The 23,490-nt window shown below is 46.6% G+C and carries 19 protein-coding genes and 1 riboswitch; of the genes, 10 read left to right on the top strand and 9 right to left on the bottom strand.

Annotated features, from left to right (window positions below):
- Positions 1-78: 78 nt before the first annotated feature.
- The 4 genes from AAA952_RS03330 (at position 79) to AAA952_RS03315 (ending at position 4,591) form a co-directional block, all read left to right on the top strand.
- Positions 79-618, top strand: a complete 540-nt coding sequence (locus AAA952_RS03330; protein WP_263203933.1) for a PH domain-containing protein — start codon at positions 79-81, stop codon at positions 616-618.
- Positions 619-752: 134 nt separating this feature from the next.
- Entirely contained in the window at positions 753-2,027 is a 1,275-nt protein-coding gene (locus AAA952_RS03325; protein WP_263181952.1) for an Nramp family divalent metal transporter, read from the top strand.
- Positions 2,028-2,168: 141 nt separating this feature from the next.
- Positions 2,169-2,633: a YehS family protein gene (locus AAA952_RS03320; protein WP_168824742.1), complete on the top strand. Its 465-nt coding sequence runs from the start codon at positions 2,169-2,171 to the stop codon at positions 2,631-2,633.
- A gap of 269 nt (positions 2,634-2,902) precedes the next feature.
- Complete coding sequence (locus tag AAA952_RS03315; protein ID WP_105250164.1) at positions 2,903-4,591, top strand: NAD-dependent malic enzyme; 1,689 nt, start codon at positions 2,903-2,905, stop codon at positions 4,589-4,591.
- A gap of 132 nt (positions 4,592-4,723) precedes the next feature.
- Here AAA952_RS03315 and AAA952_RS03310 read toward each other — a convergent pair whose 3' ends face one another.
- Positions 4,724-5,158 carry a DUF3069 domain-containing protein gene (locus AAA952_RS03310; RefSeq protein WP_263161490.1) on the bottom strand — a complete coding sequence of 145 codons (435 nt, stop codon included), beginning with the start codon at positions 5,156-5,158 and terminating at the stop codon, positions 4,724-4,726.
- Positions 5,159-5,189: 31 nt separating this feature from the next.
- On the bottom strand, positions 5,190-5,714 hold the full coding sequence (locus AAA952_RS03305; RefSeq protein WP_113939058.1) for a phosphatase PAP2 family protein: 525 nt from the start codon (positions 5,712-5,714) through the stop codon (positions 5,190-5,192).
- 220 nt (positions 5,715-5,934) lie between these two features.
- Here AAA952_RS03305 and AAA952_RS03300 point away from each other — a divergent pair, with 220 nt between their 5' ends.
- Entirely contained in the window at positions 5,935-7,791 is a 1,857-nt protein-coding gene (locus tag AAA952_RS03300) for a tetratricopeptide repeat-containing diguanylate cyclase (RefSeq protein ID WP_338254368.1), read from the top strand.
- Here the strand turns inward: AAA952_RS03300 and AAA952_RS03295 are convergent.
- A complete protein-coding gene (locus tag AAA952_RS03295; RefSeq protein ID WP_338254366.1) occupies positions 7,788-8,585 on the bottom strand; it encodes a substrate-binding periplasmic protein in 798 nt (265 codons plus the stop codon). The two genes, AAA952_RS03300 and AAA952_RS03295, sit on opposite strands and share 4 nt — an antisense overlap.
- Before the next feature lie 174 nt (positions 8,586-8,759).
- On the opposite strand from AAA952_RS03295, the gene queG reads away from it, so the two are divergent.
- Entirely contained in the window at positions 8,760-9,962 is a 1,203-nt protein-coding gene (queG, locus tag AAA952_RS03290; RefSeq protein WP_263169435.1) for a tRNA epoxyqueuosine(34) reductase QueG, read from the top strand.
- Between the two features lie 96 nt (positions 9,963-10,058).
- Here queG and metE read toward each other — a convergent pair whose 3' ends face one another.
- Positions 10,059-12,329, bottom strand: a complete 2,271-nt coding sequence (metE, locus tag AAA952_RS03285; protein ID WP_338254363.1) for a 5-methyltetrahydropteroyltriglutamate--homocysteine S-methyltransferase — start codon at positions 12,327-12,329, stop codon at positions 10,059-10,061.
- Positions 12,330-12,529: 200 nt separating this feature from the next.
- Between metE and AAA952_RS03280 the strand changes: the two genes are divergently transcribed.
- Positions 12,530-13,435 carry a LysR family transcriptional regulator gene (locus tag AAA952_RS03280; protein ID WP_338254361.1) on the top strand — a complete coding sequence of 302 codons (906 nt, stop codon included), beginning with the start codon at positions 12,530-12,532 and terminating at the stop codon, positions 13,433-13,435.
- A gap of 79 nt (positions 13,436-13,514) precedes the next feature.
- On the opposite strand, the gene AAA952_RS03275 is transcribed toward AAA952_RS03280, so the two are convergent.
- The 3 genes from AAA952_RS03275 to AAA952_RS03265 all read right to left on the bottom strand — a co-directional run bounded on the left by AAA952_RS03275 (position 13,515) and on the right by AAA952_RS03265 (position 18,405).
- Positions 13,515-14,243, bottom strand: coding sequence for an HDOD domain-containing protein (locus tag AAA952_RS03275; RefSeq protein ID WP_105250172.1), 729 nt, complete (start codon positions 14,241-14,243; stop codon positions 13,515-13,517).
- 279 nt (positions 14,244-14,522) lie between these two features.
- The gene (locus tag AAA952_RS03270) at positions 14,523-16,484 is read right to left on the bottom strand and encodes a TonB-dependent receptor (RefSeq protein WP_338254358.1); all 1,962 of its coding nucleotides are present in this window, start codon (positions 16,482-16,484) and stop codon (positions 14,523-14,525) included.
- 109 nt (positions 16,485-16,593) lie between these two features.
- Positions 16,594-16,828: riboswitch (cobalamin riboswitch) on the bottom strand.
- A gap of 134 nt (positions 16,829-16,962) precedes the next feature.
- On the bottom strand, positions 16,963-18,405 hold the full coding sequence (locus AAA952_RS03265) for a hypothetical protein (protein ID WP_338254356.1): 1,443 nt from the start codon (positions 18,403-18,405) through the stop codon (positions 16,963-16,965).
- Between the two features lie 234 nt (positions 18,406-18,639).
- Here AAA952_RS03265 and rihA point away from each other — a divergent pair, with 234 nt between their 5' ends.
- The 3 genes from rihA to azu all read left to right on the top strand — a co-directional run bounded on the left by rihA (position 18,640) and on the right by azu (position 21,297).
- Positions 18,640-19,596: a pyrimidine-specific ribonucleoside hydrolase RihA gene (rihA, locus tag AAA952_RS03260; RefSeq protein ID WP_263169443.1), complete on the top strand. Its 957-nt coding sequence runs from the start codon at positions 18,640-18,642 to the stop codon at positions 19,594-19,596.
- 19 nt (positions 19,597-19,615) lie between these two features.
- Positions 19,616-20,527, top strand: a complete 912-nt coding sequence (gene rbsK, locus AAA952_RS03255) for a ribokinase (protein WP_338254353.1) — start codon at positions 19,616-19,618, stop codon at positions 20,525-20,527.
- A 293-nt stretch (positions 20,528-20,820) separates the two neighbouring features.
- Positions 20,821-21,297, top strand: coding sequence for an azurin (gene azu / locus AAA952_RS03250; protein ID WP_028759449.1), 477 nt, complete (start codon positions 20,821-20,823; stop codon positions 21,295-21,297).
- Positions 21,298-21,384: 87 nt separating this feature from the next.
- On the opposite strand, the gene AAA952_RS03245 is transcribed toward azu, so the two are convergent.
- Together AAA952_RS03245 and AAA952_RS03240 are read right to left on the bottom strand one after the other, a co-directional pair.
- A complete protein-coding gene (locus tag AAA952_RS03245) occupies positions 21,385-22,569 on the bottom strand; it encodes a DUF3103 domain-containing protein (protein WP_338254349.1) in 1,185 nt (394 codons plus the stop codon).
- 380 nt (positions 22,570-22,949) lie between these two features.
- The gene (locus AAA952_RS03240; RefSeq protein WP_105250177.1) at positions 22,950-23,252 is read right to left on the bottom strand and encodes a DUF3622 domain-containing protein; all 303 of its coding nucleotides are present in this window, start codon (positions 23,250-23,252) and stop codon (positions 22,950-22,952) included.
- Positions 23,253-23,490: the final 238 nt, after the last annotated feature.

Raw genomic sequence — 23,490 nt, 5'->3', positions numbered from 1 at the left:
CAAAGAAGGTCTAGGCACTAAAGATTCAACCTACAAGACAAGTCGCAGTATTTGAATATCAGAATTAAAGGAAGAAATATGGAAGACAAGATTATTTATCAAGCAGAGTTTGAACCCCATTTAGGTTGGTATTGGTTGCTTTCAGGGGCCGCCTATTTCAGCCTGAGCATAATAGGTATTCCCTTGTTATTACTTTGGTTTCCAATAGGGCTGTGGGGGACTCGCCGCTATATTAACAACATGAGTGCGCAGCTCACCAGCAATAAACTTATTGTCAGGAGGGGCATATTAACTCGTACTGAAAACACAGTGCCTTTGGACAAAATTACCGATATGGCATTGATCCAAGGCCCAATTATGCGCCTATTTGGTCTGCATAAACTCACGGTAGAAACCGCAGGGCAATCGGGCGCAGGCGCATTGATAAGCTTAGTCGGCATAGTCGATGCGCCTCAATTTAGAACCCGCGTATTAGAACAAAAAGAACGGCTTACCCAACCCTTGCACCCAACAATCCCATCGGCACAGCCAGATAATACGCTGTTACAAATCGTAGCCGAAATGGCTGCAAGCTTAAAACGCATTGAAACTTTACTCAGCCAAAAATTAAACGGATAAATTGAATAAAACAACTTTTAGTTCAATCACTTTACCTTTAATGTTGAGCCACTCACTTAGCGTTAGCGCAGCCTTAGCATGAGGGAGTGTTCGATTCCCCAGATTAATTTTCAACAGGCATTTTTAATAACGACATGACAGAATCTTCAGTAACTTCTCCTTCATCCTCTTGGATGACACACCTAACTCTCGGCATTAAAGCCATGGGCCCAGGTGTTCTTATGGCCGCAGCGGCGATTGGCGCATCCCATTTAGTCGCCTCGACTCGGGCGGGCGCCGAATTTGGTTGGCAACTGGCTTGGGTTATTCTTGGGGTGAATTTACTTAAGTATCCCTTCTTTGCAGCTGGCGCACGCTACACAGCTGCCACAGGGGAGAGTCTACTGCACGGCTACCAAAAACAGGGCCGAGGTTACTTACTGCTGTTTACTGGGCTCAATGTGATCGCCGCCATTGCCAGTACAGCAGGGGTGTGCATGTTAACCGCCGCTATGTTGACCCAATTTATTCCGCTCCCCATCGATTGGTTAGCCCTACTGGTATTGCTGAGTTCATTGGCTTTACTGATTTTAGGCCATTATCAACTGCTTGATAGACTCACTAAGATCATCATGTTCGCCCTAACCTTAACCACCTTAATTGCCGTGGCCTTGGCTTGGGATCACGCTCAACCATTAGCGAGCAATTTTGTCTCTCCTTCACCTTGGCAATGGGCCCATGTGGGATTTTTGGTCGCCATGATGGGTTGGATGCCAGCACCGATTGAAGTCAGCGCTTGGAATTCTCTCTGGTTGCTCGAAAAACAAAAAAGCCAGACGGTCACGAAAGCGCAGGCACTGCTCGACTTTAACTTAGGCTATATCATCACTGCGATCCTCGCGATCGTGTTTTTGTCCTTGGGCGCTTTAGTGATGCACGGCAGTGGCGAACACTTTTCAGATTCCGGCGCACAGTTTGCTAATCAATTGATTAATCTTTACAGCCAAGTGATGGGCGGCGAGAGTCGTTATCTTATTGGTATTGTGGCATTTCTGTGTATTTTCAGCACAACAGTAACAGTGATTGATGGCTATAGCCGTACCTTAGATATGGGCTGGCAGTTACTCACCTCAAAGACCAGTTCAGACAAACGCCTCACAGGGATTATGCTCGCCATCAGTGCCTTTGGCTTATTGCTGATCCTCTTCTTTAAAGGTGCACTCTTACCGTTACTCGAGTTTGTGATGATCTTGGCCTTTATGACCACAGTCATTTTTGCTTGGTTAAATTACCGCTTAATGACCAGCAAACAGCTTCCCGAGACAGACAGATATGGGACTAAGATGAAACTCCTCTCTTGGTTTGGCCTGATTTATCTACTGATTTTCGCGGCACTGTTTATCTATTGGTACAACATCATTAAAGGTTAATTGCCCAGAATGTTTATGCCGGAGCAATAAATGGCCTTAACTAACTGCCATTAAATTCCCGCTGAATTCTGCAATTAAGGTGGTTTGGGTATATAATGCGGGCTCTTAAACCAGACAGCGCAGCCGCGCCAAGAGATGACCATGATTAATAATGATATTTTGCGCCGTTTGCGCTTCGTGTTTGATTTTAGCAATGCAAAAATGATTAAAATTTTTGCTAAAGCTGGAAGAGAAGTGCCTGTCGAAGAGATGATTGATCTTCTACGTAAAGAAGAGGAAGAAGGTTATAAAGCTTGTAACGACACGACCTTATGTCAGTTTTTAGATGGTCTTATCATAGAGAAGCGCGGTCTACGTGAAGGTGCAGAAATTCCAGCGCCCGTTTCACGTTTAAACAACAACCTCATCTTTAAAAAACTGAGAGTTGCCCTCGAAATGCGTGAAGAAGACATAGTAGCAGCTTTGGCTTTAGCCGAAGTGCAAATGTCAAAATCAGAGCTAAGCGCCCTGTTCCGCAATCCAGACCACAAGAATTTTAAAGAGTGTGGCGATCAAATACTGCGTAACTTTATCCGCGGCTTATCACTTAAGTATCGCGGCGTATAACGCTAAACTTATGACATAAAACGCAGCTTAGGCTGCGTTTTTTTATATCCGTTTTTATCTACACCTGAGCTTGTTTGGATATAAACAAGACCTTAACAATTCCATCTCAACAACCTCAGAAATCCTGTTTAAAACAGCTGACTTTTTTACTGCTGCAAAAAAAACCACAAATACCTCGTTCCACGGACAACAAAGATCACATTTCATGATAACCTTACGTGACTTACAGCACGTATTGACCACTTAAACAATAACTCAAAAGGTTACCCATGGACGATAATAAACGCCCCCTCTATCTTCCGTTTGCAGGACCTGCCATTCTTGAAGCCCCACTGATTAACAAGGGCAGTGCATTTTCTGAAGAAGAGCGTATTTTCTTTAACCTCGAAGGCTTAGTCCCCTATGCCATTGAAACGATTGAGGAGCAGGCTTCTCGCGCCTACGATCAATTTAGAAGTTTCAATAACGACTTAGACAAGCATATTTACCTACGTAATATCCAAGACACAAACGAGACCTTATTTTATCGTTTAGTGCAAAATAACATCAGCGAGATGATGCCCATCATCTATACGCCGACGGTAGGTTTAGCTTGTGAACGTTTCTCGAAAAACTATCGCCGCAACCGTGGTTTGTTTATCTCCTATCCGAACAAAGATAGGATCGATGACATCCTCAATAACTCGACTCGTCAAAAAGTTAAAATTATCGTAGTCACTGATGGTGAACGTATTTTAGGTCTTGGCGATCAAGGTATTGGCGGCATGGGGATCCCTATAGGTAAACTGTCACTCTACACTAGCTGTGGCGGTATCAGTCCGGCTTATACTCTGCCTATCACCTTAGACGTAGGCACAGATAATCCGCAGTTGTTAGAAGATCCTATGTATATGGGTTGGCGCCATCCACGCATCGGTGGCGAAGAATATGCCGAGTTTATCGAAGCCTTTATGCAAGCCGTCCACGTGCGTTGGCCAGACACTTTAATTCAGTTCGAAGACTTTGCCCAAAAGAATGCCATGCCGATCCTAGAGCGTTATAAGGATCGCTATTGCTGCTTTAACGATGATATTCAAGGTACTGCTGCGGTTGCCGTTGGTTGCTTGCTCGCCGCGTGTAAGGCTGCGGGCACTGAATTGAATCAACAACGTATCGCCTTCCTCGGTGCTGGTAGTGCCGGTTGCGGTATTGCCGAAGCTATCGTGGCACAAATGGTGTCTGAAGGGATCAGCGACGAGCAAGCTCGCACTCAAGTGTGTATGGTTGACCGTTGGGGCTTATTGCTCGACAACATGCCTAACCTGTTGCCATTCCAGCAAAAATTGGCGCAGAAATGCACCAACATTCAAAATTGGAGCAATTTCAGCGACAATATTTCACTGCTCGATGTGGTTAACAACGCCAAGCCGACAGTGCTGATTGGGGTATCTGGCGTTCCAGGACTCTTCACCGAAGAAATCATCCGTGCTATGCACAGCCATTGTGCTCGCCCGATTATTTTCCCTATGTCGAACCCCACCAGCCGCGTAGAAGCGACACCGAAGGACATTTTGCATTGGACCTCAGGTCAAGCACTCGTCGCTACTGGCAGCCCGTTCGAGCCAGTCGTTGTCGATGGTGAAACCTATGAAATTGCACAGTGCAACAACAGCTTTATCTTCCCAGGTATTGGCTTAGGCGTATTAGCGTCTGGCGCACGCCATGTATCCGATGCCATGCTGATGGCTTCAAGTCGCGCACTTGCCGAATGTTCGCCACTGGCAATCGATGGTACAGGTCCATTGTTACCTAAACTCGAAGATATCCATGCGGTGAGTAAGCATATTGCTTTCGCCGTAGGTAAAGTCGCAGTTGAACAAGGGTTAACGCTGCCAATGAGCGATGAGATCTTACAGCAGTCGATTGAAGGCAATTTCTGGAGTCCAGAATATCGCCGCTACAAACGCACTTCGTTCTAAGCATAGCGTTGCCGCGACCCAAGTCGCAGTAAAGCAGCTTAGTTGAGCGTTTGTGCTAGCCAGCAAAAAGCCCGTTACTTTGCAGTAACGGGCTTTTTCATTTCAGGCACAGTTTTTCATTTCAATAGAACACTAAGGTGCCATCACCTGTTTAAAGCTATTGAGCAAAGCACGATCGGTACGCGCTTTCTTTAACTTACGTAGGCTTTCTTTGAGCGATTCATCGGCTAAGCGCGTAAAAATACCGTTATATTCTTGCTCTTGGATTGCACTATCGGTATCGGCTTGCTCAGAAATTTCTTGGGCGACACGACTCAATTGCAACCAAGCATTCGCGATATAGAAACCGTGGAATGCGGCTTGTTCGATTAGATTACGCGCACTGGCAGGTAAAGATGTCCAAGCTTGGCTAAATTTACCCTCCCTGTCTTCCAACAGTTCGGCACACAAACCTTGGTACGCTGCTAATAAGTCACCCGGTAATTTAGCCATCGGTAACACTTTATTCGCAACATTGTAAGAAATCTGCTCGGCAGTTTCGCGGTAAACAGCTGATAATTCGCTCATAAAAATCTCGATTCGCATCCCAAAAATAGACTTAAAACTGGCCACTCACATATAAACCATAAACGCCGTTACCCGCAATCGGCGTAACTGTAATCCCCTCATAGGGTTGAGTAAAATACCAACCCGCCAGCGCTCCAATCGCCGCGCCAGCTAACACATCCTCGAGGTAATGTTGGTCGCTCGCCACTCGGGTGTAGCCCACATAAGATGCGGCAACATAGGCAGGTAAACCATATTGCCAACCATAGCGCTGCTGAATAAACGTCGCCGCCATAAAGCTGTCTGAGGTATGACCCGATGGAAACGAATCATCGCCACTATCGTCTGGCCTGTCTTTACTCACACCATACTTAAGACCTTCAACAATTAACCGACTCGACACCGCTGCCTGAATTAACTGCCAACTACCATCATAACCCTCTTCATAAAACAAGGTCGCGCCCATCGCAGTAGCGGGTAATAATAAATGCAATACATCGCCAGAGGTTTCTAAATCTGAGCCTGCCCAACTAGTGCCACTCATCATGAATAATGCAGCACAGAGTAATTTCTTCAAGGGTGATTCCTTTGTGGGATAATAACCAAGGCGGAGTTTATACCTTGATCATTAACCGAATGCAAAATTGCTATACATCTATATTAAAAATGAACAAACAAGTTATGCTAAGCTAATAATTAGCTATTGATTTTAATGCGAACAGGAATCTTTTTTGCTACATCAACTTAGGTATTTATCATTCTCCTTATTGCTGCTTCTACTGCCGCTTAGCAACGCTATGGCAGAAGAAAAAACTCAGGTTGATAAAATATTTGCAAGATTTGAAAGCGGCGTCCCTATGACCCGTGAAGAAATCGAAAGCAATCTAGTGTTATTAAGCAAACTAATTTCGACTGACGATGTCACCCGTCATGAAAAGCTGCAACTGCTTAAATGCTGGGATCAGAATACAGAAAACGACACAGCTATTGCACTGGCACTTAAAAATACTAACCAAGCACTGAGCAATATTCCGCCAACCGCCTCCCCCCATTTCATTACCGACCTCACGCTCTGCCGCTCTTGGTTTCTGCAATTAAGTGGTGATATGGATGGCGCGATGGAAGGCTATAATCTCAGTGTTAAACGTGCCTATGAGCATGAAGACCTTAAGCTAATCGCCGACTCGCGCAGCATTCGCGGCGCACTTTACTCTTATATTGGCGATTTTTCTGCGGCATTAGACGATCTCGTCACTGCGCAAGATCTCTATGAATCACTCAATTTAAGCGGTTGGGCTAACATTAACCTTGCCGATGTTGCTACCAGTTTTAGACGTTATGGTGATCCCCAAAGTGCAATCCGCTATTACACCAAACTCAAAGCTCTCTATCTAAAAAACAATAACCAAGAACAGGCAATGTATGTCAACTCGGACATTGGCCTTGCCTTAGATGAACTCGGTGAACATCAACAGGCCGTAGATAATTTCTTAGTAAGTTATCAATACTTCAAGGAACATCAGCAGGAAAAAGTGGCAGCAACTATGGCAACGAATATTGCCTACAGCTTAATCAAACTCAATCGTCTAAACGAAGCCGAAAAGTATTTAATCGAAGCCGATACTGTTATTAATGAAAAAGATCTGACCGATTACAGCTTCATGAAGCTTTTTATGGCCGAGATAAAGTTTCAACAAGCTCGCTATAAAGAGGCGCTTACCGAACTTGAGCAAGGGGAAAAAGCCTTTCGCACTCTGCAGAATAATCGGGGACTCACTCAACTGCTGCAGCTTAAAAGTAACATATATGTGGCGATGAATGATTTATCTGCCGCCTACGGAGCGCTGCAAGAATTTGTTACCCTAACAAAAAAAGTCGATGGCAATTCTCTCTCCCATCATACGACAGAATTAAAGGTCAAGTTTGATACCAGTCGGATTGAATCTGAAAATCAACGCTTGATTGAAAACCAAAACCTTAAAGAACAAGAGCTCGCGCTACTCGAAAAGAACAAATCACTGCAACACATTATCCTATTACTAGCGGGCTTTATCCTGACGATAGTTTCTATATTCGCTTATAAACAAGTACATAGAAATCGCCAACTGCAAGTTATTGCCCTCACTGATTATCTTACCAAACTCCCTAATCGTCGGCATATTTATGCCCAAGCCGCGAAATATTTTCAGCAAGCCTTAAAACATCAAAGCCCTTTTTCAGTGATTATTTTTGATGCTGATCACTTCAAAAAAATCAACGATAACTTCGGCCATGAATTAGGCGATCGCGCCCTTATGACCATTGCAAATGCAGGCCGAGCCTTATCAGGTAATAAAGACCTCGTTGGCCGCATCGGTGGTGAAGAGTTTTTAATCCTATTGCCTAACACTGATGCCACACGTGCGTTAGCGCTGGCGCATCAATTGCAGAACCATATTAGCCGCCTTAGCGCACAGAATTTACCAGCAGAACTCAAATTGACCGTTAGCGCTGGTGTCGCCACTTTAGAACCACAAAATAATACGGAAGATGCATATCAAGATAAAGATTTTGCCACCTTGCTAAAGCGGGCCGACAATGCTCTTTATGAGGCTAAAAATGCGGGCAGAAATTGTGTGAAATCAGCCAAGAATGAGGCTTTAAGAGAGAATTAAACGGCCTTATGCCAAAACACTTGATGTTGTAATGGCGGTGGCAAAGTGCCAAACCATGTCTGATACAAACGACTAAATTCACCTGAGTCTTTCATTTTCTCAAGCTCTGTTTGCCAACTGATAACGGTTGCCGCCGACGTCCCTTTAGAAAAAGCTAAATAGAGATTAATCTCCGATACTACAAACACTTGGCGGATATCTGTCTCACTCGCGCCTACTTCTTCGAGTATCTGCTTTACCGCAAGATCCGCTTGGCACCAAAAACGAATTCGAGAAAACAGCAACTGTTTCGCCGATTGCTGCGGAAAACTCGCCACCAGCAAATTATCCACGCCCGCTTGTTGTAGCAACTGCGCACCCGCCGATTCCCGATAAACCCCCACAATATCTGTCGATTGAAGTTCAGCAAGTTGATCGAGAGCGATAGGATCTGCCGCCCTTGCGTACAATGCAATTTTGCTGGTTGCAATAGGACCGATAAAATCAAACTGGTCAGCTCGCTCATCATTAATTGACGTAGCAAAAAGTAAAACGTTCGCAGAGGTATTGGCAATCGAATACGCCCGAGCCCAAGGTAACACATCGATTTTTTCACTCTGACCCAGTCTTGATTGCAAGGTATTGACTAAGTCCACCGCAAAACCTTGCGGCACACCATTTTGCTCGTAACTCATGGGAGGCCAAGCTTCGGTCACTAATTTCAACTTCTCAGGCGCCGCAAAAACAAGATTAGGCATCAGACCTAATAAGCTCATCGCAAGAAAACACGCCCTAAGGGGAAACGCACTCAGCATACGAATACCAAACGATAAACATTAGACCTAATCATAGACTCAATCCCAACAGCAAATAAACAAATACCCCAAAGAAAATATCGCCTCACACCCCCTTCTGAGTAAACTCGTCCTCAATAAGTGAAAACTGCTATCATATTGCCACCTAGCCAAGAGCCTCGCTGCCATCAATTCATGTCAACTTTAGCCAATCAAACCCCAAGCCAATCCTATGCCAGCATGCTGTCGCGGCTCGCTCTGCAAATTAAAACGTGGGGAAAAGCACTCGGATTTGCGCAGGTTGGTATTTGCGATACGGATTTAACCGCTGAAGAAGCCAAACTCCAAGCATGGCTAGACAAAGGTTTTCATGGCGAAATGGCCTATATGGCCACCCATGGAATGATGCGCGCTCGCCCGCAAGAACTGCATCCGGGCACAGTGCGGGTGATCTCCGTACGGATGGACTATTTGCCACCCGAAGCTGGCTTTGCTACGAATCTCACCGATCCCAACTTAGGTTATATTTCCCGTTATGCAGGAGGTCGCGACTATCACAAGTTGATCCGCGCTCGACTTAAAAAGCTGGGAGATCAAATCAGTGCAGAGTTAGTTGCTCTCGGTTTCGATGCTGCTGACTTTCGCCCCTTTGTTGACTCAGCCCCTGTACTTGAGCGCCCCCTAGCCGAAAAAGCCGGTATAGGCTGGACAGGTAAACACTCACTCATACTCAACCATGAGGCTGGCAGTTGGTTCTTTTTAGGTGAGCTACTGATCAATTTGCCTCTACCAGTGGATATTCCCATTCAAGAAGGCTGTAACACTTGTGTCGCCTGCATCACCTCCTGCCCAACGGGTGCAATCGTAGAACCTTATGTGGTCGATGGCAGACGCTGTATTTCCTATCTCACCATTGAACTGCAGGGCGCTATTCCCGAAGAATTTAGGCCACTCATGGGCAATCGCATCTATGGCTGCGATGATTGCCAACTCGCGTGTCCCATCAATCGCCAAGCGCCGCTGACTGAAGAAACTGACTTTCATATTCGTCCGCAGTTAAAGCAACCAGACCTTCTCAGCCTTTTTGCTTGGAGCGAGGCCGAGTTCCTTAAACAAACTGAAGGCAGCGCCATTCGCCGCATTGGACATAAACGTTGGCTACGTAATATTGCAGTAGCACTGGGTAACGCTCCCGCAAGCCCAAGGATTATTGCCGCACTTAACGCCCGCAATCACAGCGAAGATATCGATGAGATAGTGCGTGAGCATATTGAATGGGCGCTTAATGCCCAGCAATCGCGCCTTGCTGAAAGCGCAGCAACTGAACAACAAAAAGCCCGCCGCAAAACCGAGCGCATGGTGCGCATTATCGAAAAAGGCTTACCGCGAGATGCTTAAGTCAATCGGCAAGCAATAAACAACAACGGATGCATAAGCATCCGCTGTTACTAACTCAATAAACTCAGTAAAAAAATATTTCACTCAAGCATAATATTAACCAAGGCGGCGACGTAGTTCTCGCGTGGCATCGACCATGTTTTTCAGTGCGGGTTCAACTTCATCCCAAGTACGGGTTTTTAGGCCGCAATCTGGATTGACCCACAGCTGACGTACGGGCACTTTTTGCGCCGCTTTCTCGATTAAGTGCACCATGGCCTCCACACTTGGGGTGTTTGGTGAGTGAATGTCATACACACCGGGGCCGATTTCATTGGGATATTCAAAATCTTCGAAGGCATTGAGTAACTCCATCCGTGAACGCGAAGTCTCGATAGTAATCACATCGGCATCCATGGCGGCAATCGCGGCAATCGTGTCGTTAAACTCGCTGTAACACATGTGGGTGTGGATTTGAGTCTCATCAGTCACGCCAGCAGCGCTGAGTTTAAAGGCATTGACCGCCCAATCTAAATAGGCTTGCCACTCACTTTGTTTCAATGGCAGACCTTCACGGAAGGCGGGCTCATCGATTTGTATAATGCCAATACCTGCATTTTGTAAGTCCACCACTTCATCACGAATCGCCAGCGCCAGCTGAGTCGCAATCACATCGCGGCCGATATCTTCACGGGCGAATGACCAATGCAGAATCGTCACCGGGCCAGTCAGCATGCCTTTTACAGGCTTGTCGGTGAGACTTTGGGCAAACTCGGCCCAATCAACCGTCATCGCCTTTGGACGGCTAACATCACCATAGACCAACGGCGGCTTAACACAGCGTGAACCATAACTTTGCACCCAACCATTTTTGGTAAAGCCAACGCCCGCAAGCTGCTCACCAAAGTATTCCACCATATCGTTGCGCTCGGCCTCACCATGAACCAACACATCGATACCGAGTTTAAGCTGGCGGTCGATAGTATCGCGGGTGACTTGCTGCAATTGCTCTGTATATTGTGCATCACTCAGATCGCCCTTGCGCCAACGACTGCGTAGTCCACGGATTGCTGGTGTTTGTGGGAAGGAGCCAATGGTGGTGGTCGGCAACAGAGGTAAACGGTATTTCTGCTGCTGCACTGCTTGGCGTACGCTGAAATCACTGACGCGCTCATAATCGGCAGATGTCAACGCGGCAACGCGGGCAATCACTTGACTGTCGGCGGCCTGCGCTTTCGCCTCACGGCGCGCCAAACAGGTTTGCACAATCTCTTTTGCCGCGACCGATTCAGGTGCCAGTAGCAATTGGCGCACATTGGCCAGTTCGAGTAATTTCTGCTTCGCAAACGCGAGTTGTTGACGCAGCGCGGGCTCAAGCGTGGCTTCCACCTCTAAATCCACAGGGCTGTGCAGGAGTGAGCAAGAAGTACCGATCCACAAGCGATCTCCGAGATCACGGGCCACCGCGCCTATGCGTTCGGCAATCAAATCCGCCTCTGCCGCCCACACGTTGCGACCATTGACCACACCCGCCGACAGAATTTGATCTTGACCAAGCGCATTGGCAAAGACTGCCAATTGATCCGGCGCTGTGACTAAATCGACATGCAACCCCGCAACAGGCAAAGCCGATACCAGCGCTTGATGGTGTGCGATACCGCCGTAATAACTGGTAAGAAGGATCTTCACCTTCGTAATGCTGAGGGCTTGATACGCCTCAGTGATCGCCGCTTGCCATTCGCCATCCAATTCCAATGCGAGAATGGGCTCATCGAGCTGTACCCATTGCACTCCCTGAGCAGCAAAACGCGCCAAAATGTCAGCATAAGCAGTTAATAAATTGGGTAATAAACTTAACTTATCAAACTCTTGGCCCACGGTTTTAGCTAGGTACAAGTAGCTAACAGGGCCGAGTAGCACAGGTTTTGCTTTATAACCTAAGGACTGCGCTTCGCTGACTTCATCGAAAAATTGCTCATAGGCAATCGAAAACACTTGGTTTTGGCTGAGCTCAGGTACCAGATAGTGATAGTTAGTATTGAAATACTTGGTCATTTCAGAGGCTGGCGCATCTTGGCCCGTTGGCGCTCTGCCGCGGGCAACACGGAATAAAGTATCGAGATCGATTGCCCCTTCACCACGATGACGCTCAGGAATGGCATTTAAAGTCGCGCTTAAGGTCAGCACTTGATCATAAAAGGCAAAATCACCTACGGGAACTTGCTCAATGCCCGCAGCAGCTTGCCACTGCCAATGGGTGTGGCGAAGTTCACTCGCCACTTCACGTAATTGTGCCTGAGTGCTCTCACCACGCCAGTATTTTTCTAAGGCAAATTTCAATTCACGACGACGCCCAATACGGGGAAACCCAAGACTATTTAATTGCATACTCTATCTTCCTTTATTTGAGATAAGCCATATTCGGCACTTGCACCCACCAGATTGTTTTCTCTTGGCACTTTTCAGCATTTCAGCCTTGATAAATAACAATGGGCGTCTGGACGTCTAGAAGTTTATTGTGTTAGTCTCTATTCCAGCAACCGAATTGATTTCAAGCACAACATGAGCGAAATTCACTTGGAGTGAACATGATCGAACTAAGACACCTGCGAACCTTAATGGCCCTGAAAGAAAGCGGCAGTTTGGCGGGCGCAGCCAAAAAACGTTTTGTCACTCAATCCGCCCTCTCCCACCAGATTAAGGAGCTGGAGCAAAGGATTAACTCGCCCATTTTTGTGCGTAAGAGTAAGCCACTGTCATTCACCCAAGAAGGTGCACGCCTGCTGCATCTGGCCGAAGAAATTTTGCCTAAGGTGTTAGAAACCGAGACAGATTTGAAGAATGGGCTGGAAACCGAAACCAATCAGTTGCGTGTCGGCATTGAGTGCCATAGCTGTTTTCGCTGGTTAATGCCTGTAATGGAGCAATTTAGGCAAGATCATCCGGCAGCCGAGTTAGACTTGTCGAGCCGTCACCTATTCGACTCGCTCAATGCCTTAGAAATGAGTGAACTGGATATTGTATTAACCTCAGATCCTGTGCCTGGGCATTCACTCGCCTACCAGCATTTGTTTGATTTTGAAGTGAAGTTAGTGGTTGCTAAGGATCATCCTTTAGCGAAAGAAGCCTATGTCACCCCTAAGCAATTAGCACACTTGCCTATTATCAGTTATCCAGTGCCGTTGACACGTTTAGATATTTATCGCCACTTTTTAGAACCTGCGGGCATAGAGGCGGGCGAGCAAAAAACCTGTGATTTAACCATGATGTTATTGCAACGCATCGCCTGTAAAGACGGCATAGCCGCACTGCCAAGCTGGTCGATTAATGAAGGACATGGACTGAGTCTCGCTACGGTAAAACTCGGCCAAGAAGGTCTGAAACGACCGCTATTTGGTGCCTATCGCCGCCACAGTGCTAACTCTGCATTGATCCAAAATTGGTTACAACTGGTAGCGAGGGAAGGTTTATCCCGCCAGCAGAAGACGAATTAATGCGGGTGACATAGAGTAAAAAGCCTGCGAATGCAGGCTTGTTTATTGAGTCAAATGACTATTTCATAGCATCAACAAATTACAGCGGATTCATCAACAATCCACGCATAGACAAGACTCGGCGCAGTATCAACCCTGATGAATTAGGATTACGGGTCTGACGCAAATTATGGGCGATCATAAACTCTTGACGCAGATCCTGATCGAGATCTAACGCCTCGAACGCTTCGATGGTTAAGGTCTGTTGTTGATTATCAATCAATGACTTAATCACACTTAAAGGAAATGACTGTTCGGCATTAGCATTTAAATAGGCAAATGCGGTCAGTGCGATAATTTGGCCGAACACACTGAACAGAGCTAAGGTTTGTACTTCGTCAGCATCAACCTCCACACCTTCCATATCCGCTAAGCTATCTACCGCATCCGTTGCAATATCTTCAGTCAGCTTCCAATAACCTTGGACCAACTTTTTATAGGGCTGTGGCAGTTCATCGAGGCGTTCTTTTAAATAGAACGTAAAGGCGTAGCGATAGATATTAACTTGACCTAAGCGGATCAAAGCTTCTTTCAACGAGCGAGTTTTGTGATTTTCCACTACAGCAGCCTGTGCGGAATTACTGCGCATAAGCATGTGCGCTGCCAATGCGGGATCGCTCGAGATAATGTCAATCACATTACGAATGTCGCCTTCAGCAAGAATCGCTTTTTTGAGTGGAATTAGAATTCCTCGGCGGCCAATCACTTGCTCTTCGTTCGCTATGATAGCTCTAACTTGAGTAAAAACCTGTTGCTCAAGATCAGTCATAAGACACTTTACACCTGTTTATTAACAATAAGATGATTCGGTTACAGCTCACATCATACCTAAAATACTAAGAATTTCAGCCATAAACAGCAGAGTAAAATATAAATTACTCCTATTTAGTAATGACTGCCCGCTAACACTATAGATAACGACAATTAAACCACTCTACTAAAACGATATTCAAGACTATACCTATTTTAAGATTTATTCTTTGAACTCAGCGTAAAAAATAAAAAGCCAGACTGAGTCTGGCTTTGTTATTAAATAGCTCATTAATATTTAGAAGCGGTAGCCCACAGTGAAACGAATATCACGGCCTCGACCAGAATAGTAACTATCCCCCCAATCGCCACCGTAATAACCAGCACTGACATAATCTTTATCGAATACATTATCGATACGCAGACTGGCAAGCCAAGCATCACGATTATAATTCAAGGCTAAATTACCAAGCACGTAACTTGCTAGCTTATCACCTTGATTAGCGTTATCGCCTTCGATAAAACGATCACCCGTGTAGATAGCTTCGGCAAATACTTGGAAATGCTCAGCAAAATCCATGCTGACATAACCGCGTCCCGTGTGTTTTGCCACCCAAGACAGCTCTTTGCCATCGTTAGCACCATCGGTAAATTCGGCGTTGGTATAGTTATATTCCAGCCCTAGCTGCAGCGCTTTAGTGATCTGCCAATCCCAATCGGCACCCGCGCCATAACGACGAGATGCGTCAGCATTGACGTTTGCACCGTTGAAATTTCCACCTATGGGTTTAACTGCACTCGAGTCATAAACAATTTCATCCTCTAAATCGAGACGATATAGGCTGACTCGTAGGGTTTGACTAGCGACAGCCCAATCCCAACCCGCCTCATAAGAACGGCCTGTTTGCGGCTTTAAGCCAAATACGCCCGGCGATGTATAAGCTTGCTCATCCACTTTAGCAAAACGGAAGTTATCATCAGCGCGCACATAGAGTCTGTGCTCCGCAGTTGGTCGGTAATTTAAACCCAGTTCGAATGCATGGGCATTTTCATCTAAATCCATGCCATTAGGATAGACATTGCCATCGACTAACTCGTCGGTCACCCGCGCATAACGGCCACCCACAACGTAACTTAAAGTATGGCTTAAAGGCACTGTAGCTTGTAGATAGGCGCTTTGCATTTGCTGCACATTACTGCGCGCCATAGTGTCAAAATCAGCCTTGCCACGGCTGATGTCTAAACCTGTGACTAGGTTTAGCTCGCCTTGACGCGTACTGTAATTCGCTAACGCTTTAGGGCTAAACATTAACAGTGAGCGTGTGTTATGGCTGTTCGCCCCCCAATTAAGAGAAGACACTAAGGTATCGCTGTAATCTAAATCCGCCGCCAGCGCCCAGTTTTGATTAAGCTGATGCTGGTAACCCGTTCGCGCCGCAGTGGTCATCTCGTGGGCATACTCTACCTTATTTGATGAAGCACGGGGATCGTCTTTAAATTGCTTTTCAGTAAGCGAGCCCGGATTTTCACGATCGTTATCGTAGTAGCTGGTTTCAACAAAGAACGAGTCTGTGGCTGTTTTATATTGAATGCGGCCAAGAATAGAGCCGGTTTCATTGGCATTATGCTGGCGATAGTTGTCACCTTGGTTGTAACTACCTGTGAAAAAGTAACGCCAATCTTTGTTGATCGCGCCAGACACATCACCACGACCTTCATAGGTATCAAAACTGCCGCCGGATAACTGCACGCTGCCGCCAGTATTTTCAGGGGACTTAGTGACAATATTAATCACCCCGCCCACGGCTTGATCGCCATAAAGTACACCTGCACTACCCGATAAAATTTCAATACGATCCACTTGATTAAGCGGAATGGCATTAAGGCTAGGCGCTGCGATATCGATATTATTGAGACGACGACCATCAAGTAAAATCAGCGTGTTATTAACGGCAGTGCTGGCGCTAAAACCACGCATTGCAAAGCTAGTTCCAATATTGTTATCCGAAATTTGAATACCGCTTTGACCGCGTAAGACGTCGGTCAAATTAGTCGCGCCACTCATTTCAATAGCCGCAGCATCAATCACATTCACATTGGCGGCAATATTTAACGGGGTCTTATCAGAGCGGCCGATCACGACAAGATGCTCGTCGACTTTAGCTGTGCTGGTATCGTCAGCCGCCACAGCGGGCGCGATAATTGAAAAACTGCAAAGGCTGCCGATCAGCAGCGCGATTTTTGTTGGATTTGTTCCCATTTTACCTTTAACTCCTGCAAGGAAAACGGGGCATTGACGCCACGATACCGTTAATTCAGTCGTAAATACTGACGGTGATTATCGCATTTTGAGATCTGCCCACCGAAATCTCAAAAACACCTTTAGGGCCGGTCTCCGGACTTAGGCTATGTTAATCCCTTAAAAATTGGATTAACGCGAGACTGACCTTTGACATTCTGACTTTCGGGTTCAGTCTTGAACACACCAATCAAACGCGGTCTTCTCTCACCTTTTACCGTTGCGGGGGCAGTGCCAGAATTTCACTGGCTTCCCGATTATCTCACGACGCTATCATCGCAAGCACCACAGAAGGTTGACTCAAAATTAGGTTCAAAGGGCGTACAACCTGTTAACGCCCAACAAGGCTCAGGGCATATCAGACCTGAGCGCGCGCATTATAGACGTCTATACGGATGAAAGTCCATTAATCTCAAGTTAGCGAGAAAACTCACATGAGCTAGAAAACACCATCCCAGTTTTTTGCCGCAGGTTTTGGTCTGTCTTTGCTCAAAATCGCCTGACGCTGCTCAGGGGTTTCGCATTGGGCAACGGGGGTCAAATCCAGCGGTTTAATCACTAACGAGTCAGCAGGTTGCACTGGCGACTTGTCGAACATTGGCAAATTCATCGACCAAGAGACCAGCTCCCCCTTTTCACTGATGCCGACATACCCCTCATTTCCCCGACCTAACCAAGTCAGGCGAGGAATACGTGCAATCAACTTCTCCACATTTTCACGGTTTGCGCGATAACCAACGGGCACCACTTTGCCATCGGGACGCGTAAACACAAAAGAGGCTGGCCCTTGGGTAATTACGCTGCCTTCCTGCCAATATTTATCAAGAATCTCTTGGGCATAGTGAAAGCCAAACATATAAGCGTAGTCAGTATCGTCGGCCACTATTTGCGGCACGGCCTTATCCCGCAGTAATAAAAAGCCTGAGCCGATACTGATAATCTCCTTTACCCCTGTGATATCGGTTTTTTTAATCCAATCGACACCACAGTTAATCCCATCACCCCAAAAATGTGCATCCCCCGTAGGACTTAAAATCGCAAAGGCACAATTGTTTGCCGTGATACTCGCCACATCCTTTAAGGCGCTGCGAATAGGATAGGTATCACTGCGCCAGCCCCAACTCACCACAGAGCCATCCTTTTTTAAGGCGGCATAGGTGCTTTGAAAATATTCAATCTTTGCCACATCCGTAAGCTGCGGGAGCAACTTTTTCATATTGGTCGACTCTTCAACCTGCCCCCAAATCACTGCGCTACCTTCTTTTTTGAGAGCAACAAAACTGCGTCCCTTAGCAAAGATATCGACTACATCAACTAATTGATCCTGCACATGTAAGCTATTGCCGCCATAGGGGCCATAACCCCAAGTGTGCACCTTGCCGTTAGCATCGAGGGCGGCAATGGCCTCTTGATTAGCGAACAACTTGGTAATATTGGTCATGCGGTTTTGCAGGGCTTTGTCGAGGCTCAATTTCCCTACATTACCCCAGTAAACCACAGTGCCATCTTGACGTAGCGCGGCAAACCCGTCCTTGACTGGGACGATTTGCTTAACTTGCTTAAGCTGCTCCGTCACCTCCCGGCTATCACCGCCAGCATAACTGTCACCCCAAGTGATCACCTCACCGGATTTAGTTAACGCCGCAAAGGCCGAACTGTTGGTGACCACAGTCTCGACTGCGGGTAAATCACAGGGAATATGGCGATACTGTGGACTCGGATTTTCCTTAAGTTGGAGCAATTTGCCGTTATCAAACTGCAGCAATGACTCGTTATTACTTTCCACAACGGCCATAGGCTGAGGATCGCTACAGCCAGAGATCTGCATGGCAACCATGCCCGCGAGTAAAGCCTTAGGCCAAGTGATTCGATAAGTGAGCATTACTTATTTCCTTATATTTGCTTGGAGATGTCATTCAATGTTGTGCAGCGGACAGAGCGAGAATGGATTTACCTAACATCGCCTAATGTCAAAAATGGGCAGAATTCTAGCAGCTTGTTGATAAAAAGACGAAAATGCTCACAGTTTACTCTGCAAGTCCCCTCCTCAAGCTAGCGCCTAACTGATGGCATGCTATTCTAAGCACCCATCACCGCTGTTTAAAGGAGTAACAGTATGACTCGCCCTATTATTCTGGATTGCGATCCCGGCCATGACGACGCTATTGCGCTCATTTTAGCTCTCGCCCATCCAGAGCTGGTTCCACTGGCCGTCACCACCAGCGCCGGTAACCAAACGCCGGATAAAACGCTCAATAATGCCCTGCGGATCTTAACCTTATTAAATCGCAGTGATATTCCTGTCGCTGGCGGTGCAGTCAAGCCATTAGCTCGCGAATTAATCATTGCCGACAATGTCCATGGTGAAACCGGACTCGACGGCCCTGCATTGCCTAATCCAAGTTTTAGTCCTCAAGCCATTACCGCAGTTGAATTAATGGCGCAGCAAATTCGCCAAAGTCATCAGCCAGTAACCTTAATTCCCACAGGACCGCTGACTAACATCGCCCTTTTACTGGCGAGTCATAGCGAGTTACACGATAAAATTGAGCGCATAGTGCTAATGGGCGGCGCAGCTGGTGTCGGTAATTGGACCCCAGCCGCCGAATTTAATATTTTTGTCGACCCCGAAGCCGCCGATATTGTCTTTAAGTCAGGTATTCCCATCACTATGTGTGGGCTCGATGTGACTCATCAGGCGCAAATCATGGATGAAGACATAGAACGCATTCGCGCGATTCAAAATCCAATTGCTCAGTGCGTCGCCGAATTATTGGATTTCTTTATGATTTACCACAGAGATCCTAAATGGGGCTTTATTGGTGCGCCATTGCACGACCCCTGCACTATCGCTTGGTTGCTTAAACCTGAGCTATTTGAGGCGCAAGATTGCTGGGTAAGTATTGAAACCCAAAGTGAGTTGACCTTAGGCATGACAGTGGTCGATCGCTATCAGCTAACAGGTAAAGCCGCCAATGCGACTGTGCTGTTTGGGATCGATAGGCAAGGCTTTGTCGATTTACTGGTAGACAGTTTACGCGTCTATGATGCAACTTATCTCAATCGCAGATAAAAATAACAGTGAGTCTTCTATGAGCCAGATACTCGTTATCGGCAGTGCAAATGCCGACCATGTGATGAAATTTGAGTACCTGCCAGCTGCAGGGCAAACCTTAATGAGCCGAGATTATCGCCTCGAACTGGGCGGTAAGGGGGCCAATCAAGCCGTCGCCTGCGCGCGCTTAGCCAAATCAGGTTCACGCACTGATTTTATCTGCCATCTCGGCCAAGACAGTATCGGCGATGATATGCGTCAAAGCTGGATGAAAGATGGCATCAGTGCGGAAGGGATCCGCCAAATAGCCGGACTGAGCACAGGCACTGCCATGATTTTTATCGGTGATAACGGTGAGAATACGATTGGCGTTGCCGCAGGTGCTAACGCCAGCCTTTCACCTGATGACTTAGAAGCTCATTACGCCCTGTTTGCTAATGCTGAGTACTTGTTAACACAATTGGAAACGCCCGCTGCCACAGTGGCAAAGGCGCTGCAAATAGCCAAGAATCTTGGCGTGACGACTGTACTAAATCCAGCTCCAGCGACGGCACTTGGCCAAGATGTACTCAAGTGGGTAGATATTATTACCCCCAATGAAACCGAAGCAGAAGCCTTAACGGGAGTTGAGATCAACCATATTGATGATGCACACATGGCAGCGCAACTTCTCCACCAGCAGGGAGTAAAGATTGTGGTCATTACCTTAGGTAGCCGTGGCGCATTTATCAGCAGCCCAGGTTTTAATGGGCTAATACCTGCGTTTGAAGTGCAGGCCATAGACACAGTCGCCGCAGGGGATACCTTCAATGGCGCCTTAGTTGTGGGCTTAAGCGAGGGCATGTCGATTGCTGCAGCCGTTGGATTTGCCAATGCAGCCAGTGCCATTACTGTCACTCGCCCAGGCGCACAACGTGCGATTCCCTATCGACAGGAGCTTTCGTACTAAAAACGTAAGACGTTCTGAAATAGACGCCCTGCGTTAGAACAAAAAATTATAATTTATAAATCAAACACATAAATAATAGCTCCTGAGTACTTAGTTCACTAAAGCTAAGTACTCACCTATGTTTACCGCTAACAATTTTGCCGCCAATAACGATGCAAGCTTTCAACCTAAAGTTGCATATACATAATTTACACGCTGATTTCATTCCCATTTAATGAAGATTGCTTATGCTGGCAGGTGCATGTCCGAGTCAAAACGGCTCGGCTACCCTTGTTCAAATAAGGAAGTACCAGATGAAAGCAAAAAGCACAGCTTTACGTAACGTGACCAGCACTAGCCTAATCGGCCTAGGATTATTATTCGCTAGCCAAGCGAGTGCCAACGAATGTGAACTGAAAATTGCCGCCACTGATGCAATGCAATTTGACACTAAAGAGCTGTCTGTACCTGCAAGCTGTAAAGAAGTGACCTTAACCTTAACCCACTCAGGCACCTTGCCAAAAGCAGCAATGGGCCATAACTGGGTATTAACTAAGGCTGCCGATATGTCAGCCGTAGCGACCGAAGGTATGAGCGCCGGTCCTGATGCAGCCTATGTCAAAGCCGGTGATACGCGCGTTATCGCACACACAGATTTAGTGGGCGGTGGCGAATCAACGTCGATCACCTTTAGCACTGCCGGTATGAGCGCCACCGAAGCCTACCAATTCTTCTGCAGCTTCCCAGGTCACTGGGCGATTATGCAAGGCAGTTTCAAGTTAAAAGCTTAAAGGAATGGCTTAGCCTCACCTTAAGTTAGTCAATAAAAAAGCGGATCTTAGGATCCGCTTTTACATTTCAGCCATTGCACTAATCCATCATGGTCTTGGTTGGATGACTAATGGCGCAAAGCTCGTCATCGCATTGCCGTTAGCGCCGTTCAAGTTAGGATATTCAACCCCTTCCTGTAAGGTGTAATACACGTCGACAAAGTCATCGTCATTAGTGAACCAAGCATCCGGCATCACACTTAAAATACCATTGGTGATTTGCGGGATCAGCGCATAACCCTGAGCTTCAGGATCGGGGATCGACTTTAAGATCTGCTCCGCCGCTTCCAACAGCTTAGTGGCCAACACTTTATAGTTAGTACCATCGTCATGCTCCATTAAGATCATGTCCGCAGCCGCCCAACGATAACGCTCCCAATGTATGATGATTTGATTCGGATAATAGGTCGTATCCGCATAATCTAAATAGGGCATTTCGACGATATCAAGCACAGGCTCTTCACGGCTTGGATCAACCCCAGTCACTATGCCGTAAATTTCGGCACGACCAGAAATCCACGGCTCATGGTCATCCTTCAAGGATATTTGTTTGATCACTGTGGTTGAAATCGGCTTATCTGCCACCGCCTGTGTTTGTGCACGGCTCAGTAGCGCGCCCTCTTTTTTCGCCGATTGTGCTTCGGCAAATGTCGCCCGCATCACCTCTAAGCCAGCCACAAAGGCTTTTTTACTATCGATACCGACCACAAACACCGGCTGCTGCGGTAGGTTATACACGTCTAATTGATGCACTTGCCCATGAATATCAAAGGCTTCAATATAATCCCACTGACTCTCGTCACCATCGGGCTCATAGGCAAATAAAGGAGACTCACCTTGCTGCCATGAGGTCAGCATGGCTTCATCCGCTAGACGCACTTGCACCAGAGAATCCGCTTTGGCACTTAAGCCCTTCACTCGGCGAATTGATGCATCGGCTTTGGTGATCACATTATCATTGAGCCTATGTTGGGACAGAATCTCATCGGCATTTACTGCCAACTGATACTGGTTTATTTCAGTCTGTAAGATAGGTGCGAGCTGCGCATATTGATGGCTTAAATCTAACGCCAATGCCCGTTTAGTATTGGTTAACTGCGCTTGTGCATCCAAAGTCGAATCCTTTAGCGACGCTTGTAGTAAGCGTAACGCATCTCCATCTAAGGCTTGGCCATAACTCAGGGTTGCCGAAGCTGACAAACACAGCAATAAACTGGATTGAAGTAGTTTCATAGGAGTTCCCTTACCTTGATAAAGTTAAACGTGCGTTCGAATTACTTACATATGAGCACAGAGCAGCATCTAAGTAAATCAAATGATAATAGTTATCGTTAATTATTAATGGTATAGGGTACGTAATTCCGGCTAAATACGATAAAAACAAGCTAATGACAGCATCAACAGATCAGTCCAGCCGAACAGAGTGTATGAAGATAAACGAGGAAATAGGATGAAATGAATTAATATGCACAGTTTCGCGAGCGACAAAAACACAAAAGGCAGATCTTAAGATCTGCCTTTTGCTGTTCATCGCCAGAGTGACGTTTCAGAACGCTTTGAACGCTCCCTTACGATCACACTGGCTTGATAAGACAAGGTTAAACGAATGAGTGTTACTCTTCGTCGAAATCATCTTCATCAAGATCTTCGGCATCAGTAGCCGCTTCAGCCGCTAATGCTGCGGCTAATTTTGCTTTAGCTTGTTTCTCTGAGCGACGTTTATTGCGCTCAGTTAACGTGCCTAAAAACACTTGTAATTCAGTTAAGCCCCAAGCTTGCGCTTCGGCTTCAGTCGCAAAACCATCATGGCTCTTAGACACAACTGTTTTAGTTGATGTCATGCGACGAGTGATTTCAGTTTTCCAACCGTTGTCGCCCTGTGTCACGCGAAAATCGTATTTTTTGCCCTTGCTCATTCTGCTCTATTTCCTAAATGATGCTTGTCACGTTTGTCTTATCAAGCGAACCAAACGCTCATCATAAAACAAAAGGAGCGCAGTGTACTTGATTTCGGCCCAGAAAGATCGCCCAGATGAAAATATTCATGCCAGTTTCATCGACTCGCTCAGTGGAGTCAATGCTCACATCTAAAGCAACACTGTGCATATATCCCGACCATCCTCTGTCGAAGGCAGTTTATCGCAAGCTAGCGTG

The organism is Shewanella sp. M-Br (assembly GCF_036245925.1).
Classification (GTDB): Bacteria; Pseudomonadota; Gammaproteobacteria; order Enterobacterales; family Shewanellaceae; genus Shewanella; species Shewanella oncorhynchi.
This window is presented reverse-complemented; position numbering and strand designations above follow the sequence as displayed.

Bases quoted from the DNA above. Each gene is read 5' to 3' on its own strand.
- AAA952_RS03295 (WP_338254366.1), bottom strand. From the start codon at position 8,585: ATGCTGAGTGCGTTTCCCCTTAGGGCGTGTTTTCTTGCGATGAGCTTA.
- AAA952_RS03315 (WP_105250164.1), top strand. From the start codon at position 2,903: ATGGACGATAATAAACGCCCCCTCTATCTTCCGTTTGCAGGACCTGCC.
- AAA952_RS03245 (WP_338254349.1), bottom strand. From the start codon at position 22,569: ATGAAACTACTTCAATCCAGTTTATTGCTGTGTTTGTCAGCTTCGGCA.
- metE (WP_338254363.1), bottom strand. From the start codon at position 12,329: ATGCAATTAAATAGTCTTGGGTTTCCCCGTATTGGGCGTCGTCGTGAA.
- rihA (WP_263169443.1), top strand. From the start codon at position 18,640: ATGACTCGCCCTATTATTCTGGATTGCGATCCCGGCCATGACGACGCT.
- AAA952_RS03265 (WP_338254356.1), bottom strand. From the start codon at position 18,405: ATGCTCACTTATCGAATCACTTGGCCTAAGGCTTTACTCGCGGGCATG.
- AAA952_RS03280 (WP_338254361.1), top strand. From the start codon at position 12,530: ATGATCGAACTAAGACACCTGCGAACCTTAATGGCCCTGAAAGAAAGC.
- queG (WP_263169435.1), top strand. From the start codon at position 8,760: ATGTCAACTTTAGCCAATCAAACCCCAAGCCAATCCTATGCCAGCATG.
- AAA952_RS03240 (WP_105250177.1), bottom strand. From the start codon at position 23,252: ATGAGCAAGGGCAAAAAATACGATTTTCGCGTGACACAGGGCGACAAC.
- AAA952_RS03320 (WP_168824742.1), top strand. From the start codon at position 2,169: ATGATTAATAATGATATTTTGCGCCGTTTGCGCTTCGTGTTTGATTTT.
- AAA952_RS03300 (WP_338254368.1), top strand. From the start codon at position 5,935: ATGGCAGAAGAAAAAACTCAGGTTGATAAAATATTTGCAAGATTTGAA.
- rbsK (WP_338254353.1), top strand. From the start codon at position 19,616: ATGAGCCAGATACTCGTTATCGGCAGTGCAAATGCCGACCATGTGATG.
- AAA952_RS03325 (WP_263181952.1), top strand. From the start codon at position 753: ATGACAGAATCTTCAGTAACTTCTCCTTCATCCTCTTGGATGACACAC.
- AAA952_RS03310 (WP_263161490.1), bottom strand. From the start codon at position 5,158: ATGAGCGAATTATCAGCTGTTTACCGCGAAACTGCCGAGCAGATTTCT.
- AAA952_RS03275 (WP_105250172.1), bottom strand. From the start codon at position 14,243: ATGACTGATCTTGAGCAACAGGTTTTTACTCAAGTTAGAGCTATCATA.
- AAA952_RS03330 (WP_263203933.1), top strand. From the start codon at position 79: ATGGAAGACAAGATTATTTATCAAGCAGAGTTTGAACCCCATTTAGGT.
- AAA952_RS03270 (WP_338254358.1), bottom strand. From the start codon at position 16,484: ATGGGAACAAATCCAACAAAAATCGCGCTGCTGATCGGCAGCCTTTGC.
- azu (WP_028759449.1), top strand. From the start codon at position 20,821: ATGAAAGCAAAAAGCACAGCTTTACGTAACGTGACCAGCACTAGCCTA.